Source organism: Streptomyces sp. NPDC085481 (assembly GCF_044541845.1).
Taxonomy (GTDB): domain Bacteria; phylum Actinomycetota; class Actinomycetes; order Streptomycetales; family Streptomycetaceae; genus Streptomyces.
This window is the reverse complement of record NZ_JBITTJ010000004.1, coordinates 315,764-332,480: the sequence shown is the minus strand read 5'-3', so window position 1 is coordinate 332,480 and position 16,717 is coordinate 315,764. Positions and strand designations below refer to the sequence as shown.

The 16,717-nt window shown below is 73.6% G+C and carries 18 protein-coding genes and 1 tRNA gene; 8 read left to right on the top strand and 11 right to left on the bottom strand.

The features are described 5' to 3' along the window. Nucleotides 1–54 precede the first annotated feature (54 nt). Nucleotides 55–858, top strand: a complete 804-nt coding sequence (locus tag ACIGEZ_RS12435) for an enoyl-CoA hydratase/isomerase family protein (RefSeq protein WP_399829410.1) — start codon at nucleotides 55–57, stop codon at nucleotides 856–858. A 25-nt stretch (nucleotides 859–883) separates the two neighbouring features. On the opposite strand, the gene ACIGEZ_RS12430 is transcribed toward ACIGEZ_RS12435, so the two are convergent. Beyond that, nucleotides 884–1,474, bottom strand: coding sequence for a DNA-3-methyladenine glycosylase I (locus ACIGEZ_RS12430; protein ID WP_399829407.1), 591 nt, complete (start codon nucleotides 1,472–1,474; stop codon nucleotides 884–886). Beyond that, nucleotides 1,471–1,857 carry a DivIVA domain-containing protein gene (locus ACIGEZ_RS12425; protein ID WP_399829404.1) on the bottom strand — a complete coding sequence of 129 codons (387 nt, stop codon included), beginning with the start codon at nucleotides 1,855–1,857 and terminating at the stop codon, nucleotides 1,471–1,473. Before ACIGEZ_RS12425 ends, ACIGEZ_RS12430 begins: the two co-directional genes overlap by 4 nt. A gap of 103 nt (nucleotides 1,858–1,960) precedes the next feature. On the opposite strand from ACIGEZ_RS12425, the gene folP reads away from it, so the two are divergent. Then, the gene (gene folP, locus ACIGEZ_RS12420) at nucleotides 1,961–2,821 is read left to right on the top strand and encodes a dihydropteroate synthase (RefSeq protein ID WP_399829401.1); all 861 of its coding nucleotides are present in this window, start codon (nucleotides 1,961–1,963) and stop codon (nucleotides 2,819–2,821) included. A gap of 43 nt (nucleotides 2,822–2,864) precedes the next feature. Here folP and ACIGEZ_RS12415 read toward each other — a convergent pair whose 3' ends face one another. Then, nucleotides 2,865–3,614 carry a TIGR00730 family Rossman fold protein gene (locus ACIGEZ_RS12415; protein WP_399829399.1) on the bottom strand — a complete coding sequence of 250 codons (750 nt, stop codon included), beginning with the start codon at nucleotides 3,612–3,614 and terminating at the stop codon, nucleotides 2,865–2,867. Nucleotides 3,615–3,698: 84 nt separating this feature from the next. Next, nucleotides 3,699–4,793: a succinyl-diaminopimelate desuccinylase gene (gene dapE / locus ACIGEZ_RS12410; RefSeq protein WP_399829396.1), complete on the bottom strand. Its 1,095-nt coding sequence runs from the start codon at nucleotides 4,791–4,793 to the stop codon at nucleotides 3,699–3,701. A gap of 38 nt (nucleotides 4,794–4,831) precedes the next feature. On the opposite strand from dapE, the gene ACIGEZ_RS12405 reads away from it, so the two are divergent. After that, nucleotides 4,832–5,761 carry a hypothetical protein gene (locus ACIGEZ_RS12405; protein ID WP_399829393.1) on the top strand — a complete coding sequence of 310 codons (930 nt, stop codon included), beginning with the start codon at nucleotides 4,832–4,834 and terminating at the stop codon, nucleotides 5,759–5,761. A 304-nt stretch (nucleotides 5,762–6,065) separates the two neighbouring features. Further along, nucleotides 6,066–6,530 (top strand): ATP-binding protein, encoded by a 465-nt coding sequence (locus tag ACIGEZ_RS12400; protein WP_399829391.1) that lies wholly within the window; start codon nucleotides 6,066–6,068, stop codon nucleotides 6,528–6,530. A gap of 90 nt (nucleotides 6,531–6,620) precedes the next feature. Here ACIGEZ_RS12400 and ACIGEZ_RS12395 read toward each other — a convergent pair whose 3' ends face one another. Both ACIGEZ_RS12395 and fdxA read right to left on the bottom strand, forming a co-directional pair. Continuing rightward, nucleotides 6,621–7,715, bottom strand: a complete 1,095-nt coding sequence (locus ACIGEZ_RS12395; protein ID WP_399829388.1) for a bifunctional succinyldiaminopimelate transaminase/glutamate-prephenate aminotransferase — start codon at nucleotides 7,713–7,715, stop codon at nucleotides 6,621–6,623. Between the two features lie 99 nt (nucleotides 7,716–7,814). Continuing rightward, nucleotides 7,815–8,135 (bottom strand): ferredoxin, encoded by a 321-nt coding sequence (gene fdxA / locus ACIGEZ_RS12390; protein WP_010474859.1) that lies wholly within the window; start codon nucleotides 8,133–8,135, stop codon nucleotides 7,815–7,817. A gap of 112 nt (nucleotides 8,136–8,247) precedes the next feature. Here fdxA and ACIGEZ_RS12385 point away from each other — a divergent pair, with 112 nt between their 5' ends. Further along, the gene (locus tag ACIGEZ_RS12385; protein WP_399829385.1) at nucleotides 8,248–9,252 is read left to right on the top strand and encodes a GNAT family N-acetyltransferase; all 1,005 of its coding nucleotides are present in this window, start codon (nucleotides 8,248–8,250) and stop codon (nucleotides 9,250–9,252) included. Beyond that, on the top strand, nucleotides 9,249–10,097 hold the full coding sequence (locus ACIGEZ_RS12380) for a tetratricopeptide repeat protein (RefSeq protein ID WP_399829382.1): 849 nt from the start codon (nucleotides 9,249–9,251) through the stop codon (nucleotides 10,095–10,097). The genes ACIGEZ_RS12385 and ACIGEZ_RS12380 overlap by 4 nt, the downstream gene beginning before the upstream one ends. Nucleotides 10,098–10,112: 15 nt before the next feature. On the opposite strand, the gene ACIGEZ_RS12375 is transcribed toward ACIGEZ_RS12380, so the two are convergent. Further along, nucleotides 10,113–10,187 (bottom strand) — tRNA-Trp (locus tag ACIGEZ_RS12375). A gap of 108 nt (nucleotides 10,188–10,295) precedes the next feature. On the opposite strand from ACIGEZ_RS12375, the gene ACIGEZ_RS12370 reads away from it, so the two are divergent. Next, the gene (locus ACIGEZ_RS12370; protein ID WP_399829380.1) at nucleotides 10,296–10,520 is read left to right on the top strand and encodes a hypothetical protein; all 225 of its coding nucleotides are present in this window, start codon (nucleotides 10,296–10,298) and stop codon (nucleotides 10,518–10,520) included. 66 nt (nucleotides 10,521–10,586) lie between these two features. Here ACIGEZ_RS12370 and ACIGEZ_RS12365 read toward each other — a convergent pair whose 3' ends face one another. From ACIGEZ_RS12365 to ACIGEZ_RS12350, 4 genes are all read right to left on the bottom strand, one after another. Next, complete coding sequence (locus ACIGEZ_RS12365; protein ID WP_399829378.1) at nucleotides 10,587–12,665, bottom strand: hypothetical protein; 2,079 nt, start codon at nucleotides 12,663–12,665, stop codon at nucleotides 10,587–10,589. A gap of 175 nt (nucleotides 12,666–12,840) precedes the next feature. Further along, a complete protein-coding gene (locus tag ACIGEZ_RS12360; protein WP_399829375.1) occupies nucleotides 12,841–13,185 on the bottom strand; it encodes a DUF6113 family protein in 345 nt (114 codons plus the stop codon). After that, entirely contained in the window at nucleotides 13,182–14,108 is a 927-nt protein-coding gene (gene mshB / locus ACIGEZ_RS12355; protein ID WP_399829373.1) for an N-acetyl-1-D-myo-inositol-2-amino-2-deoxy-alpha-D-glucopyranoside deacetylase, read from the bottom strand. Before mshB ends, ACIGEZ_RS12360 begins: the two co-directional genes overlap by 4 nt. A 93-nt stretch (nucleotides 14,109–14,201) precedes the next feature. Beyond that, the gene (locus tag ACIGEZ_RS12350; protein ID WP_399829370.1) at nucleotides 14,202–14,396 is read right to left on the bottom strand and encodes a hypothetical protein; all 195 of its coding nucleotides are present in this window, start codon (nucleotides 14,394–14,396) and stop codon (nucleotides 14,202–14,204) included. Nucleotides 14,397–14,551: 155 nt separating this feature from the next. Between ACIGEZ_RS12350 and ACIGEZ_RS12345 the strand changes: the two genes are divergently transcribed. Further along, nucleotides 14,552–16,711, top strand: coding sequence for an alpha/beta fold hydrolase (locus ACIGEZ_RS12345; protein ID WP_399829367.1), 2,160 nt, complete (start codon nucleotides 14,552–14,554; stop codon nucleotides 16,709–16,711). Nucleotides 16,712–16,717 lie beyond the last annotated feature (6 nt).

Below are 16,717 nucleotides of genomic sequence, written 5' to 3'. Positions count from 1 at the left end.
CGGACGAAGTCCGGGGCAGGGTCAGACGACGCAAAGAGGCGAAGGGAACCCGCAATGGCCGACACGGTGCTCTACGAGGTGAGCGACGGACTCGCCACCATCACGCTCAACCGCCCCGAGGCCATGAACGCGATGAACGTGGCGGCGAAGGTCGCCCTGCGCGACGCCGTGGAGGCGGCGGCCGCCGATCCGGCCGTACGGGCGGTGCTGCTGACCGCGGCGGGCGACCGCGCGTTCTGCGTGGGCCAGGACCTGAAGGAGCACGTCGGGCTGCTGCTACAGGACAAGGAGTCCGGCACAAGCGCCACGATGAACACGGTCAGGGACCACTACAACCCGATCGTGAAGGCGCTCACCGGCATGGCGAAGCCGGTGGTCGCGGCGGTGAACGGGGTCGCGGCGGGGGCCGGTTTCGGCTTCGCGCTCGCGGCGGACTACCGGGTCGTGGCGGACACCGCCGCCTTCAACACCTCCTTCGCCGGGGTCGCCCTCACCGCCGACTCGGGCATGTCCTGGACCCTGCCCCGCCTGATCGGCCAGAGCCGGGCGGCCGACCTGCTGCTCTTCCCGCGCTCGGTCAGCGCCCAGGAGGCGTACGAGCTGGGCATCGTGAACCGTCTGGTCCCGGCGGACTCGCTCGCCGAGGAGGCCGCCAAGGTGGCCCGCGCCCTGGCCGAGGGTCCGACCGTCGCGTACGCGGCGCTGAAGGAGTCCCTCGCGTACGGGACGGACCACTCGCTCGCCGAGGCCCTGGAGAAGGAGGACGAGCTCCAGTCGAAGGCGGGCGCGTCCGAGGACCACACGATCGCCGTGCAGGCCTTCATCGCCAAGGAGAAGCCCACGTACCTGGGCCGCTGAGGCCGCGGCGGGCGGGGTTCCGGGTTCAGCGGCCGGTGCCCCGCGCCACGCAGCCCGCGAGGTGGTCGTCGACCAGGCCGCAGGCCTGCATCAACGCGTACGCCGTCGTCGGGCCGATGAAGCGCAGGCCGCGCTTCTTCAGGGCCTTGGACAGGGCCGTCGACTCGTCCGTCACCGCCGGGACCTCGCCGATGCTCGCCGGGACCGGCCGTGTCGCGGGGTCCGGGGCGTACGACCAGATCAGCTCGTCCAGCTCGCCCGGCGCCCAGCCGGCGAGCACCTGGGCGTTGGCGATCGTGGCGTCGATCTTGGCCCGGTTGCGGATGATGCCCTCGTCCCCGAGGAGCCGCTCCCGGTCGGCGTCGGTGAACCGGGCCACCTCGGTGATCCGGAAGCCCGCGAAGGCCTTGCGGAAGCCCTCCCGGCGCCGCAGGATCGTGATCCACGACAGACCGGACTGGAAGGCCTCCAGGCACAGCCGCTCGAACAGGGCGTCGTCGCCGTGGACGGGGCGGCCCCACTCCTCGTCGTGGTACGCCACGTAGTCCTCGGTCGAAAGGCCCCAGGGGCAGCGCAGCCGGCCGTCGGGCCCCGCGATCGCCTTGCCGTCGCTCACGCGCCCTCCTCCTTGCCGTGGAGGTCGCCGCCGCCGTGGTCGTGACCGCCGCCGTGGTCGTGGCCGCCGCCGTGGTCGTGGCCCCCGCGGTGGCCGCCCGCGAGGGCCGCCTCGAGGTCCGCGATCCGGGCGTCGCGCTCGGCCAGCTCGGCGCCGAGCCGGCCGAGGACGTCGTCCACGTCCGCCATCCGGTAACCCCGGGGGGCGACCGGCAGGCGCAGCGCCTCGACGTCGGCCTGACCGACGGGGCGGGTCGCGGGGAGCGGGTCGACGAGCTGCTCGGGCGCCACCTCGGGCAGCACCTCGCTGTCGCCGCCGCCGACCACCGCCAGGGTGACCGCCGCGACGACCACGACCATCGTGATCAGCAGAAACCAGAACACTGCGCGCCTCTCCCCGTCCGTGGAAACCGTCCGGTGCCGATCGTGCCATGCGCCACCGACAGTTAGGGTCGCAGGCGAACGGACGCGAGGGAGGACAAAAGGGATGCTGCGCTTGGGACGGCGTGAATTCGGGCCGCACGAGCCGGTGATCATGGCGATCGTGAACCGGACCCCGGACTCCTTCTACGACCAGGGGGCGACCTTCCGGGACGAGCCGGCGCTCGCCCGCGTGGAGCAGGCGGTGGGCGAGGGCGCGGCGATCATCGACATCGGCGGGGTCAAGGCGGGCCCCGGCGAGGAGGTCACGGCCGAGGAGGAGGCGCGGCGCACGGTCGGCTTCGTGGCCGAGGTGCGCCGCCGCCACCCGGACGTGGTGATCAGCGTGGACACCTGGCGGGCGGATGTCGGCGAGGCGGTCTGCGAGGCCGGCGCGGACCTCCTCAACGACGCGTGGGGCGGGGTCGACCCGGGGCTCGCGGAGGTCGCGGCGAAGTACGGCGCGGGGCTCGTCTGCACCCACGCGGGGGGCGTGGAGCCGCGCACCCGGCCGCACCGGACCGCGTACGAGGACGTGATGGCCGACATCCTGCGGGTGACCGTGGGGCTCGCCGAGCGGGCGGTCGCGCTGGGGGTGCGGCGGGACGGGATCATGATCGACCCGGGTCACGACTTCGGGAAGAACACGCGGCACAGCCTGGAGGCGACGCGGCGGCTCGGGGAGATGACGGCCACCGGGTGGCCGGTACTGGTGTCGCTGTCCAACAAGGACTTCGTGGGCGAGACGCTGGACCGGCCGGTGAAGGAGCGGGTCCTGGGGACACTGGCGACGACGGCCGTCTCCGCGTGGCTGGGGGCGCAGGTGTACCGGGTGCACGAGGTCGCGGAGACGCGGCAGGTCCTGGACATGGTCGCCTCGATCGCGGGGCACCGGCCGCCCGCCGTGGCCCGGCGCGGGCTGGCGTAGGGCCGAGGGGGGCGCGGGAAACGGCACCCCCCTCGGGGTCGCTCTACCGGTTGACCTCCTTGGTCACCAGCGCCACCGCCTCGTCCACGTCGTCCGTGACGTGGAAGAGGAGCAGGTCGTGCTCGGAGGCCTTGCCGCCGGCGACGACCGAGTCGCGGAGCCAGTCGACGAGGCCCTTCCAGTAGGCCGTGCCGAAGAGGACGATCGGGAAGCGCGTCACCTTGCGGGTCTGGACCAGGGTCAGGGCCTCGAAGAGCTCGTCGAGGGTGCCGAGGCCGCCCGGCAGGACGACGAACCCCTGCGCGTACTTCACGAACATCGTCTTGCGGACGAAGAAGTAGCGGAAGTTGACGCCGATGTCGACGTGCGGGTTGAGGCCCTGCTCGAAGGGGAGCTCGATGCCGAGGCCCACCGAGACGCCCTTGGCCTCGCGGGCGCCCTTGTTGGCGGCCTCCATGGCGCCCGGCCCGCCGCCCGTGATCACCGCGAAGCCGGCCTCGACCAGGGCGTGTCCGATGCGGACGCCCGCCTCGTACTCGGGCGAGTCGGGCTTGGTGCGGGCCGAGCCGAAGACGCTGATCGCGCTGGGGAGTTCGGCGAGGGCGCCGAAGCCCTCCACGAACTCGGACTGGATGCGCATGACCCGCCAGGGGTCGGTGTGCACCCACTCCGAGTCACCCTCGGTGTCGAGCAGGCGCTGGTCGGTGGTGCCGGGCTGGACCTGTTCACGGCGCCTGAGCACCGGTCCCAGCCTCTGCTCCTCCGGCTTCCTCGGGTTCTCGGGTACACCCATGGCCAGCTCCTTTCACCGTTCCATCGATCTTCCGGTCCGGTCAGGGTAGGTCCACAGAGGTGACGAAAAGCGAAATTACGGGGATCAGTCAGTCAGCCAGTCGCGGAGACGTGCCTCGCAGTGGTGGATCCGCTCGACGTGCACGTGCTCGTCGCGCTTGTGCGCGTACAGGGGGTCTCCGGGGCCGTAGTTGACCGCGGGGACGCCGAGGGCGCTGAAGCGGGCGACGTCGGTCCAGCCGAACTTGGGGTGGGCGCTGCCGCCGACCGCCTTCATGAAGGCCGCGGCGGCGGGGTGGGAGAGGCCGGGCAGGGCACCGCCGCTCTGGTCGTCGATCTCGAACTCGGCGACGCCGCAGTCCGCGAAGACCTCGCGCACGTGCGCCACGGCCTGCTCCGGGGAGAGGTCGGGGGCGTAGCGGTAGTTGACGGTGACCGTGCAGGCGTCCGGGATGACGTTGGTGGCGACGCCGCCCTCGATGCCGACCGCGTTGAGGCCCTCGTGGTACTCGAGGCCGTCGATGACGGGCTTGCGCGGCTCGTAGGCGGCGAGGCGGGCGAGGATGGGGGCGGCGGCGTGGATGGCGTTGGAGCCCATCCAGGAGCGCGCGGAGTGGGCTCGCTCACCCTCGGTGTGCAGCTTGACGCGCAGGGTGCCCTGGCAGCCCCCCTCGATCTGGCCGTCGGAGGGCTCGAGGAGGACGGCGAAGTCGCCCGCGAGCCAGTCGGGGTGGGCTTCGGCGACCTTGCCGAGGCCGTTGAGGTGGGCGGCGACCTCTTCGTTGTCGTAGAAGACGAAGGTGAGGTCGCGGTTGGGCGCGGGGACGGTGGCGGCGATCCGCAGCTGGACGGCGACGCCGGCCTTCATGTCGGAGGTGCCGCAGCCCCACAGGATGCCGTCCTCGTCGAGCCGGGAGGGCACGTTGTCGGCGATGGGGACGGTGTCGATGTGTCCGGCGAGGACCACCCGCTCGTCGTGGCCGAGGCTGGTGCGGGCGACGACGTTGTTGCCGTGACGGTCGACGGTGAGGTGCGGCAGTGCGCGCAGGGCCTGCTCGATCGCGTCGGCGAGCGGCTTCTCGGTTCCGCTGACGGAGGCGAAGTCGACGAGGGCGGCGGTCAGCGCGGCGCCGTCGAGCGTGAGGTCCAGCGGGGTCTCTCCAGGAGCGGTGTCAGCCATGTGCCGACCCTAACGCGGCCTCCAGTACGGTGGGGCGCGTGTCCGAGCCAACCCGTCGCCCCCGCCCCGCCCGTCGCGGCCGCCTCGCCCGGTTCACGGCCGCGTTCGCCGTGCTCATCGGCCTGGTCGCCTATGTGGCCGTGCATTACGTCACGGGAAGCATGGGCGCGCCGCGGTGCACGGTCGGAACCGGTGCGAACCGGTACGAATTCACCCCCGAGCAGGCGTCCAACGCGGCGACGATCGCGGCCGTGGGCACCTCGCGGGGGATGCCGGAGCGGGCGGTGACGATCGCGCTCGCGACGGCGCTTCAGGAGTCGGGGCTGCGCAACATCGAGCACGGCGACCGGGACTCGCTCGGCCTGTTCCAGCAGCGGCCCTCGATGGGCTGGGGGACGCCGGCGCAGATCCTCGACCCGGTGTACTCGTCGGGGAGGTTCTACGAGGGTCTCGCGGACGTTCCGGGGTATTCGCGGCTGCCGCTGACGGTGGCGGCGCAGAAGGTGCAGCGCAGCGGGTTCCCGCAGGCGTACGCGAAGCACGAGCCGGACGCGACGCTGCTGTCGGCGTCGCTGACCGGCCGGTCGCCGGCCTCGCTGAGCTGTACGGCGGCCCCGGTGGAGGGCCGGCCGGGCGATCCGGTGCGGGTGCGCGACGAGCTGGTCCGGGCGTTCGGCAAGGGCACGGCGCCGCAGGCGGTCCTGAAGGGCGCGGGCTCGGCCGGGGCGAGCGCGGCGGGCGGCGCGGCCGCGGAGCTGTCGGTGCCGGTGCGGCAGACGACGGGGACGCGGGAGCAGCGCGGCTGGGAGCTGGCCCAGTGGGCGGTGGCGCGGGCGGAGGAGCTGCGCATCGCCGAGGTCGCGTACGGGGACCGGGTGTGGGTCGCGGACGAGGCCTCGGGCGACTGGGAGCCGGCGAAGTCGCGGGGCACGGACGGCACTTCGGTACGGATCCGGCTCGCCCGCTAGCGACCCCGCGCCCTCCGGGGCCGGGTGGGCAGTCGTACGGGGTGTCACCCGGACGTGTCATACGGCCGGCGCGGCGCGGAGTTCTCCGGGCAGGTTTCCAGGCGGCTGACATGTCTCCGCAATGCCCTTGCGGCACAAGGGAAGTGACGGTTCAGCAACCGGCGACGCATTGACGCGTTCGTCCGCTTTCCTCCCCACCCGACAATACGACGCATTACCCAGTCTTTACCTTCGGCGTCCGCAACCTCTCCCTCCCCGGGGCCGGTTGTCACCGCGTAATCGTCCTCTCCGCCGAAGGAGCACCATGTCCCTCCCCCTGACCCGCCGGATCGCCCGCGCCGCCCTGCTCGTCGCGGCCGGCGCAGCCCCCGTGGTCGGTGCGGCCGGCTCCGCGAGCGCCATGGAGCACAACGTCGCCCCCACCGGCGCCCTGTCGGGTCTGACCGCGCTCGACGGCGCCCAGGCCGGCTCCACCCTCGACGCCGCCGCGCAGACCGCGACCGGGGTCGTCGGCGAGACCGGCAGCGAGGCGGTCGGCACGGCCGTCCCGGCCGCCGGCAAGGCCGTCGGCGCGGCGGGCAAGACCGCCACCCCCGCCGCCCAGAAGATCGCCGGCGACACCGCCGGCAGCGCGGGCGAGACCCTCGGCCAGACCGCGGGCGCGGCCACCGAGAGCACCGAGGCCCCGGCCGCGGGCGCCCTGGGCGGCCTGCCGACCAGCGGTCTGCCCGGCTCCGGCCTGATGGGCGGCCTGCCGATCGGCGGCTGACCTCCGCCGCCCACGGGTGAGGGCCCGGGGAGCGATGCCGACGGCCAACCGCGTCAGCGATGCTCCCCGGGCCCTCGCCCGTGTGCGTGCTCAGCCCAGGCGCTTGACGGCCGCCGCCACGCGCTCGTCGGTCGCCGTGAAGGCCACCCGCACGAACCGCTCGCCCGCCGTGCCGTAGAAGTCGCCGGGGGCCACCAGGACGCCCTTCTCGGCGAGGTACGCCACCGTGTCCCAGCACGGCTCGTCGCGGGTCGCCCACAGGTACAGGCTGGCCTCGCTGTGCTCGATGCGGAAGCCGTGCCCCTCCAGGGCCGCGCGCAGGGCCGCGCGCCGGGCCGCGTACCGCTCGCGCTGCTCGGCCACGTGCGCGTCGTCGCCGAGCGCCGCGACCGTGGCGGCCTGCACCGGGGCGGCCGTCATCATGCCGCCGTGCTTGCGGATCCGCAGCAGCTCGCCGAGGACCGCCGGGTCGCCCGCGATGAACGCGGCGCGGTAGCCCGCCAGGTTGGAGCGCTTGGACAGCGAGTGGACGGCGACGACACCCTCGTACGAGCCGCCGGACACGTCGGGGTGCAGGACGGAGACCGGGTCGGCCTCCCAGCCCAGCTCCAGGTAGCACTCGTCGGAGAAGACGAGCACGCCGTGCTCGCGCGCCCAGGCCACGATCCGGGTCAGCTCGTCCTTGCCGAGGACCTTGCCGGTCGGGTTCGACGGGGAGTTGAGCCACAGCAGCTTCAGACCGCTCGGGTCGAGCTCGGTCGGGTCGTCGTACACGACGGGCTCGGCACCGCACAGCCGCGCGCCGACCTCGTACGTCGGGTAGGCGAGCCGCGGGTAGGCCACCCTGTCGCCCGCGCCGAGCCCCAGCTGGGTCGGCAGCCAGGCCACCAGCTCCTTGGAGCCGACCACCGGCAGCACGTTCTCGTGCCCGAAGCCGGTCGCGCCCAGGCGCCGCTCGCACCAGCCGGTGAGCGCGTCCCGCAGCTCCTTCGTCCCCCACACCGTGGGATAGCCCGGCGAGTCCGCCGCCGCGACCAGGGCCTCCTGGATCAGCGCGGGGACCGGGTCGACCGGGGTGCCCACGGACAGGTCGACGATCCCGTCCGGGTGGGCCGCCGCCGTCTTCTTGTACGGCTCCAGCTTGTCCCAGGGGAAGACGGGCAGGCGCGAAGAGACTGCGCTCACGGGTTGGCTCACTTCCTCGTTACGTACGCGGGGAGATGCGTCGGTGAAACGCGACGGTCCCGTACAGCGGCGAGGCCGTACGGGACCGAGAGCGGATGATCAGCCGTTCTGCGGCGGCAGGGCGGCGATGAAGGGGTGGTCGCGCTCGATCAGGCCGAGCTTGGAGGCACCGCCGGGCGAACCGAGCTCGTCGAAGAACTCGACGTTCGCCTTGTAGTAGTCCTTCCACTCCTCCGGGGTGTCGTCCTCGTAGAAGATCGCCTCGACCGGGCAGACCGGCTCACAGGCCCCACAGTCGACGCATTCGTCCGGGTGGATGTACAAGGACCGCTGGCCCTCGTAGATGCAGTCGACGGGGCACTCCTCGATGCACGCCTTGTCCTTGACGTCGACACAAGGCTGCGCGATGACGTAGGTCACGCTGTCGTTCCTCCTCGATAGGGCTGGTCTGCGCGGGAGCGCGGCGTCGTCGATGCCCGCCCCTAGTATCTCCGTTCTTGGGGACGATCCGAACAGGAGGGGCTCAGAAGCTGTGGAATTCACCGGTGGAGGACGCCTCGAGGTCCGTATTACCGCTGCTGACGTGGGAAAACGCGTCTCTGTTCGGTACGTGACGGACTCGGGTGCGCCGGGTGAGAGGTTCACCGACGCGGTCGGTGTTCTCACATCGTGGGACGAGGGTGTGCTGCTGATCACACGCCGGACCGGTGAGGCCGTCCGGATCGCGGAATGGGCGCTCGTCGCCGGCAAGGTCGTCCCCGCCGCGCCCGCCCGCCGCCGTGGTCCCGCGGCGAACTTCCCCGAGCTGGCCCGCGCCACCGCCCGGGCCTGGCAGCCGCTGGAGAGCGAGCCGCTCGGCGAGTGGACCCTGCGCGCCGCCGCCGGGTTCACCCGGCGGGCCAACTCCGCGCTGCCGCTCGGAGACCCTGGGCTGCCGCTCGACGCCGCCCTCGCGCGCGTACGGGAGTGGTACGCGGCCCGCGGGCTGCCCCCTTACGTCCAGGCCGCCACCGGCGCCGAAGGCACCCAGGAGCTGCTCTGCGCCGAGCTGGAGCGGCACGGCTGGCACCGGGAGGTCTCGGCCGAGGTGCGGATCGCGGCGCTCGCCCCGATCGGCGACCTCGACGCCGACGTCACGGCGGTACGGCTCGCCCGCTCCTACGACGAGGACTGGCTGCGCCGCTACCAGCGCTTCGGCGAACCGGGCCCACAGGTCCTGAAGGTGCTCGGCAGCGGCCCCAGTGTGTGGTTCGCTTCCGTACCGGGCACGGGAGACATACCGGCCGCGATCGGACGCTGCGTGGTGGACGGGCGCTGGGCCGGGTTCATGGCGGTGGAGGTCGACCCCGCGCAGCGGCGTCGCGGCCTCGCGACCGCCGTCATGACGGCGCTGGCGCGCCGGGCGCTCGACGAGGGCGCCTCGGCAGCCTGGCTCCAGGTGGAGGCGGACAACGGCGGCGCCAGGGCGCTGTACGACGGGATGGGCTTCACCGTCCACCATCACTACCACCACTACCGCTACGGAACGGCGGAGTGACCGACGAGGCGACCGGCGGAGGCGGCGTGACCGACTGGCGGCGGGAGTTCGCGGAGGAGGCCAGGGCCGAGCGGCCCGACCTCACCCGCCTGTGCCTGCTGATCGGCGCGGTGGCCGACCCCACGGTGACCCAGGCCGACCTCGACCTGGCCGAGATCGAACTCGACCGGCTCGCCGGGCTCGTCCCCTACGGCACGCACGGCGCCGGCGCCTGGGTCGCGGCCCTCGCGGCGCTCCTCGGCCGCCACGAGGGCTTCCAGGGCGTCCCCGCGGACTACCAGCGCCTGGAGTCCTCGCTCCTGCACGAGGTGCTACGGCGCCGGCGCGGGCTGCCGATCCTGCTGTCGGTGGTGTGGATGGAGGTGGCCCGCAGGGCCGGTGCGCCGGTCTACGGACTCGGCCTGCCCGGCCACTTCGTCGTCGGCTTCGGCGATCCGGCCGACCTCGATCTCGCCGACCCGTTCGCCGGCGGCCGGGCCATGACCGGCGCGGACGCCGAACTCCTCGTCGCGGGCGCCACCGGCGAGGCGCTCGACCCCTCGATGCTGCGCCCCGCCACGGCCACCGCGATCGCGCTGCGCATCCTCAACAACATCCGCGCCTGGGCCGCCGCCCGCCCCGAGCGCTCGGACGTCGCCCTGTGGGCGGTCGACCTGTCCCTGCTCCTGCCCTCGCACCCGGCCCGCCTGCGCTACGAGCGCGCGGAGCTGCTCGTCCGGCGCGGCGACTTCCTCACCGGGGCGGCGGAGATGGAGGCGTACGCGACGATCATGGACGCGGTGGAGCCGAGCGCCGCGGAGACCATCCGGCAACGCGCGAAGGCGGCGCGGGCGCTGCTGAACTAGCCCGACGCGGAAGGGGCGGGGCGACCGGATTCGAACCGGCGTCCTCGGGGTTTTGGAGACCTCGCGCGACGACCTCTGCGCTACGCCCCGCCCTTGCCCAGGATCGTAGACGGCGGGGCCGGGCGCGTACGACGGGTTTCGGGGACCGATCCGCGCCACTGTGGGACAGCGAAGATCACACAGAGCGAAAGGCGCGCGATGGAAACCCCTCACGGTCCCGGCAGCTTCGTCGCCCACCGGCGGACGGACGTGTACGGTCCCGGCAAGGTCATCGGTGTGGACGGGCGGCACCGGCGGGTGCGGTTCGTGCACTTCGTCGCGACGGTGCGGACCGAGGACCTGCGGGCCGCGACGGCCGGCGAGACCAGGGAGATCAAGGACTGGCTGCGGGCCAGGAAGGCGCGGTACGGCGGCCAGTGGTGAGCGGCCGGCCCCCGTCCGCCGGTGGCGGGCGGGGGCCGGGGCCGTCACGGGCGGGGCCGGGGCTTGCTAGCCCTCGCCGTTCAGGTCGATCGTCTTGGTGCGTTCGGCCGTGGTCTTGCCGCGCAGCGCGTCGCGCATCACGAACGCCACGTCGTCGGCGGAGACCTGGTGCTTGCTGCCGTCACCCTTGGTGATCATGATGCCGTCGAAGACGCCGTCGAGGAGCTCGTCGATCGCCTTCTTGTTGTAGACCTCGACCAGCTTTCCGTCGACGGCCTTCATGGAAAGGATCTTCGGCAGCGACCGGGCCGGGCCGAAGTCGATCTGCTTCGGGCCCGCCTTGATCCTGATCTTGGCGGACATCGCGGGCTCGGCGAACTCCTTCATCGCCCGGTCGAGCTCGGCCTTGGTGACGGCGGGCTGGCGGGTGACGACGGGAAGCTCGACGGTCTTGCCCGCGCCCGTCTCGACCTGGGCGCGGAAGGCGTCCCTGACCGCGATCATCGAGCGCTGGACGTCCAGGCCCTTGCCGGGCTTGCCCTCGACCGCGGTGACCTTGCCCGGGGCGAAGACGATCGTGCCCTCCGTCGCCGAGCCGGAGCTGCCGGCCAGGTCGGTCAGGGCGACGCGCAGCTTCTCCTCGTCGACCGGGAAGACCGGCTGGGCGACCCGCTGGCCGCCGAAGAGGGAGCCGATGACCGAGACCGGGTTGTAGTCGCTGCCCGCCGCGGCGCGCACGGTCTCCTGGGCGTCCAGGGCGAGGCCCGCCTTGTCAGGGGCGATCTCGGTCTTCCGGCCGCCGACGCCGAGCTGGAGCGGGGCGTGGGCGCGCTTGCCCAGGGCCGCCTCCAGCTTGTTGACGGCCTCCTCCTTCGTACCGCCGCCGATGTCCACGCCGAGCACGGTCGTGCCCTTGGGGACGTCGGAGTGGTTCAGGAGCAGTCCGGCGGCGTACGCGACACCGGCGAGACCGACCACGCCGATGCCGGCCAGGACCAGCTTGGAGCGGCCCTTCTTCGCGGGCGCGGGCCTGGGCGCGGGCTTGGGGGCCGGCACCGGTGCGGGGGCCGGCTCGTCGTAGGCGTCGTTGTCGTCGTAGGCGTCGAAGCCGTCGTACCGCTCGGGGGTACGGGGGGTGAGGTCCGGGCCCGGCTGCGCCGACGGCGGGACGACCGGGATGCCGCTGGTGAGCGTGTCGCCAGAGATGTGGCCGATGCCGTCGGGGGCGCCGCCCGGGAACGGTGCGGGGCTCTGCGGCGTCAGGATCGCGGTGTCGTCCGACATCCGGGGGCCGGCGGGCGCGGCGCCCCGCGGGTGGCCGGGGCCGACGACCGGGCTGCTGCCGGTGACGGGGCCCGTGGTCGGCCCGCTGGGCGGGGTGAAGGCGGGCGTGCCGCCGGCGGGCGTGCGGGCAGGGCCGCTGTCGTAGAGCGGGTTGCCGGTGCCGGGGCCGCCGTACACGGGCGTGCCGCCGGCGGGCGTGTGGCCGGGGCCGCCGTACGCCGGAGTGCCGCCCCGGGGCGTGTTCCCGGGGCCGCCGCCCGCGAGCGGCGTGACGATGGGCATGCTCTGGGTGGTGCCGCCGACGGACGGGACGCCGTCGGAAGCCGAGCCGCCGGCGAAGCCCGGGGCGGCCGAGCCCGGCGCGGGCGCCGGAGCCGGGGACGGCGTCGGGGCGCCGGGGCCCTGCGCGGGGGCGGGCTTCTGGGCGGCCGGCTTGCGCGGGGCGAACCAGTCGCTGGTCTTCTCCTCCGCCTTCGGCGGCTCGGCCGGCGCCACCGGCTCCGGCTCGGGGGCCGGGGCGGGTGCCGGACGCACCGGTTCGGGCTCCGCGGCGGCCCGGCTCTCGGCGCCCGCCTTGGCGCCCGCCTGGGCAGCCGTCTTGGCGCTGGCGTCGGTGACCGGCTTGCGGACGACCACGGGCGGGATCGGACGCGAACCCGGGATGTTGATCCGGATACGGGTCGTCAGCGTGGTCTCGGTCTTGGGCTCCTCCGGCGGCGCCGAGGCGGCGGCCGCCTCCTCCGTACCGTCCTGGCCCGGGCGGAGCCCGTACGGCGGGGTGCCCGAGGGGTACGCGGCCCCGCCGCGCGCCTGGGCGCCGGAGGACGAACTGTCAGTCTCTCGACCAGTTTCACGACTCAAAGCAGGATCTCCCGGTTGGCTCCGCCGCCCGCTTTTGCTGATGCTCGTGGTGATCCGGGCGGTCGGCGGCGCGCACCACCATACTGGCCGCGGCCGCCCCGTACCCGACCCGGCGTGGATCGGCCATGGGCATTCCGGCCGAAGTCAGGACCGCCTGGTGCTCAAGTCGGCCTGTTCACGGGGCCGGTCGGGACAGCCGGGACATCGTGGCGCACATCACAGCGACGGCCATGCCGCCGAGCAGGAACACCATCTCCCCCAGCCCGCCGCCGAAGAGGCCGTCGCCCTCGGGGCGTCCGAAGCTGAGCAGCACGATGGCGACCAGCCAGCCGCCGCCGGACGCGGCGACGCCGAGCTGGTTGCCGGTGGCGATCCGTCCGCCGTAGAAGACGGCCGCGGAGGCGAGCAGGGCGAGGACCAACCCCAGCGGGAACCAGGCGGCTTGGACGAGCGAGCCGGCGGCCCCGACGAGGGCGCCGAGGACGACGAGGACCGCATACCAGACGTAACGGCCCTTCACGCGTCGGCTCCGGCGTTTCCGGCGGCCGCGGCGGCCGCTCCGATTCCGGCGAACAGGTCGCTCTCGCGTTCGCCCGCGGGCGCGCCGGGCGTGCCGTGGACCAACTCGTAGTACTCGGTGGTGAAGATCGGCTGTCCCAGATTGTTGGAGAGGGCGAAGAACGGGCCGTCGACGGCGATTTGGGTGACATGGGCCCGCATCGCGGCGGTCTTGCGGGCCGCGTGGGCGGTGCCGCCGGCGATCTCGGCGGTGATCCGGGACTCCTCGACGACGCCGGGGACGTCGCCGATCTCCGCGTCCGCCGGGAAGACGGAGCCCTCGGCGCGCAGCCGGTCGAAGCCGGCCTCGGCGACCGGGCGCGGGACCCGGTTCCAGTAGATCTTGGCGATCTGGTGCGCGGGGCCGAGGTCGGGCCGGTAGGCGGGGTCGGCGGCGAGTTCGGCGGCACGCATGGCGACCCGGTGGGCCTGGATGTGGTCGGGGTGGCCGTAACCGCCGTCGGGGTCGTAGGTGACGAGGACCTGGGGCCGGGTCTCGCGGATCACCTCGACGAGATAGGGAGCGGCGGTATCCACGTCGGTGTTCCAGAAGGCGCCCGCGCGCGTGTTCTGCTCGGCGCCCATCATCCCGGAGTCGCGGAAGCGCCCGGGGCCGCCGAGGAAGCGGTGATCGGTGACGCCCAGCTCCTTCATCGCGGCGGCGAGTTCGCCGACGCGGTGCTCGCCGAGCCGGTCCTCCCGGTCGGGTGCGAGGTGGGCGAGCCCGGGCGGGATGACCTCGCCCTCCTCGCCGAGGGTGCAGGTCACCAGGGTGACAAGGGCGCCCTCGGCCGCGTACCTGGCCATGGTGGCGCCGTTGTTGATCGACTCGTCGTCCGGGTGGGCGTGCACCAGGAGCAGACGACGGGCTGGGAGATCCGTCATGGCCCCACCCTACGAGGCGGGACCACGCGAAGACCGGCAGGTCAGGACTTCGGGTCAGAAGCCGACCTCAGGCCGCGAGGTCAGCACCGGAGGTCAGAACTTGAGGCCGCCGATCATGCTCGCCACGTTCGTGGTGAGCGTGCTGATCGACGGGGCGATGGACGAGCTCGCGAGGTAGAAGCCCAGGAGCGCGCAGATCGCCGCATGCCCAGCCTTGAGCCCGGATTTCCGGATCAGCAGGAAGACGACGATCGCCAGCAGCACCACCGCCGAAATCGAGAGTGCCACGGCGGTTCACCTCCATACTTCTTCGGTCGGACCTTCGGTTGGCATGTGCCAGGGGGTTCCTACCCACCTAGCGCTACGGATCATAACTATCCGTGCCATCGCATCGATCGGTGTACGGGGGCATGAGGGGGCGCACGGACGCTAGTTTCGGTCACATGACTTCGTCACAAGCGCAGCCGTCTTCCGACTCGTTCCCCCGCCAGTACGCCCGGACGCAGCGGTTCACCCTCGGGGCTCCGCGCGGCTTCGCCGTCTCGCCGGACGGCGAGCGGGTGGTGTTCCTCCGCTCCTCTTCGGGGACGGACCGCTCGCACCGGCTGTGGGTGCTGGACATCGACGGGCAGGCCGGGCCGGGCGGCTCCGTGGAGCGGCTCGCGGCCGACCCGGAGCTGCTGCTCGCGGGCGCCGCCGAGGAGTTGTCTCCCGAGGAGCGGGCGCGGCGGGAGCGGAGCCGGGAGGGCTCGGGCGGGATCGTGGCGTACGCGGTGGACGGGGCCGTGGAGTTGGCGGCGTTCGCGCTGTCGGGGCGGCTGTTCGCGGCGGAGCTGCGGGCGGGCACGGCGCGCGAACTGCCGGTGCCGGGTCCGGTGGTCGACCCGCGCCCCTCGCCGGACGGTCGGTACGTGGCGTACGCGGCGGGCGGGGCGCTCCGGGTGACCGGTGCGGACGGGGCGGGCGACCGGGCGCTGGCCGAGCCGGAGGCGGAGGGCGTGACGTACGGCCTCGCCGAGTTCGCGGCCTCGGAGGAGATGGGCCGCAGCCGCGGCTTCTGGTGGGCGCCGTCGTCGGACCGGCTGCTGGTCGCGCGGGTGGACGAGCGGCCGGTGCGGCGCTGGTGGATCGCCGATCCGGCGCACCCGGACCGGGAGCCGCAGCCGGTGGCGTACCCGGCGGCCGGGACGCCCAACGCGGAGGTCGGTCTCTGCGTCGTGGACCTGACCGGGCGGCGCACCGAGGTGGTGTGGGACCGGGCGGCGTTCCCGTATCTGGCCCGGGTCCACTGGTCGTCCGACGGGGCGCCGCTGCTGCTCGTGCAGGCGCGGGACCAGCGGTCGCAGGCGTTCCTGGCGGTCGACCCGGAGTCGGGGGCGACGCGGACGGTGCGCGTGGACGAGGACCCGGTGTGGCTCGAGCTGTTCACGGGGGTGCCGGCGTGGACGCCGGACGGCCGGCTCGTACGGGTCGTGGACCAGGGTGGTGCCCGGGCGCTCGCGGTCGGGGAGCGGGTGCTGACGGATGCGGCGCTCCATGTGCGGGCGGTGCTCGACGTCGGGGCGGAAGATGTCCTGATCTCGGCGTCGGCGGGTGAGGCGGCCGATGCTCCCGAGACCGGTGAGATCCATGTGTACCGGGTCGGCGAGGACGGCGTGGAGCGGGTCTCGGAGGGGGCCGGGGTGCACGGGGCGGTGCGGAGCGGCGCCGTGACGGTGCTGTCCTCGGCCCGGCCGGACGCTCCGGGGAGCGTCGTCCGGGTGCTGCGGGACGGAAAGCAGGTGGCGGGGGTCGCGTCGTACGCGCAGACTCCGGCGCTCGCCGCCCGCGTGCGGCTCACCGAGGGGGGCGCACGGCGGATCCCGTGCGCCGTGCTGCTGCCCTCGGCATGGACGGAGGGCGACGGTCCGCTGCCGGTGCTGATGGACCCGTACGGCGGTCCGCACGGGCAGCGGGTGGTCGCGGCGCACAACCCGCATCTGACCTCGCAGTGGTTCGCCGAACAGGGCTTCGCGGTGGTCGTCGCCGACGGGCGCGGGACGCCGGGCCGCTCCCCCTCCTGGGAGAAGGCGATCGACCGCGACTTCGCCCGCACCCTGGACGACCAGGTGGAGGCGCTGGAGGCGCTGGCCGAGCGGTTCCCGCTCGACCTGGGGCGGGTGGCGATCCGCGGCTGGTCGTACGGCGGCTACCTCGCCGCGCTCGCGGCGCTGCGCCGCCCGGACGTCTTCCACGCGGCCGTGGTGGGCGCCCCGGTGACGGACTGGTGGCTCTACGACACCCACTACACCGAGCGGTATCTGGGCCACCCGGACGAGGAGCCGGCCGTCTACGCGGCGAACTCGCTGGTGACGGACGCCGGTCTGACCGAGGTGCGGGAGCCGGCCCGGCCGATGATGATCGTGCACGGTCTGGCCGACGACAACGTGGTGATGGCGCACACCCTGCGGCTCTCCTCCGCCCTGCTCGCGGCGGGCCGGCCGCACGAGGTGCTGCCCCTGTCGGGCGTCACGCACATGACCCCGCAGGAACAGGTGGCGGAGAACCTGCTGCTGCTCCAGGTGGACTTCCTCAGGCGGTCCCTGGGGCTGTCGGTGGGGTGACGCGGT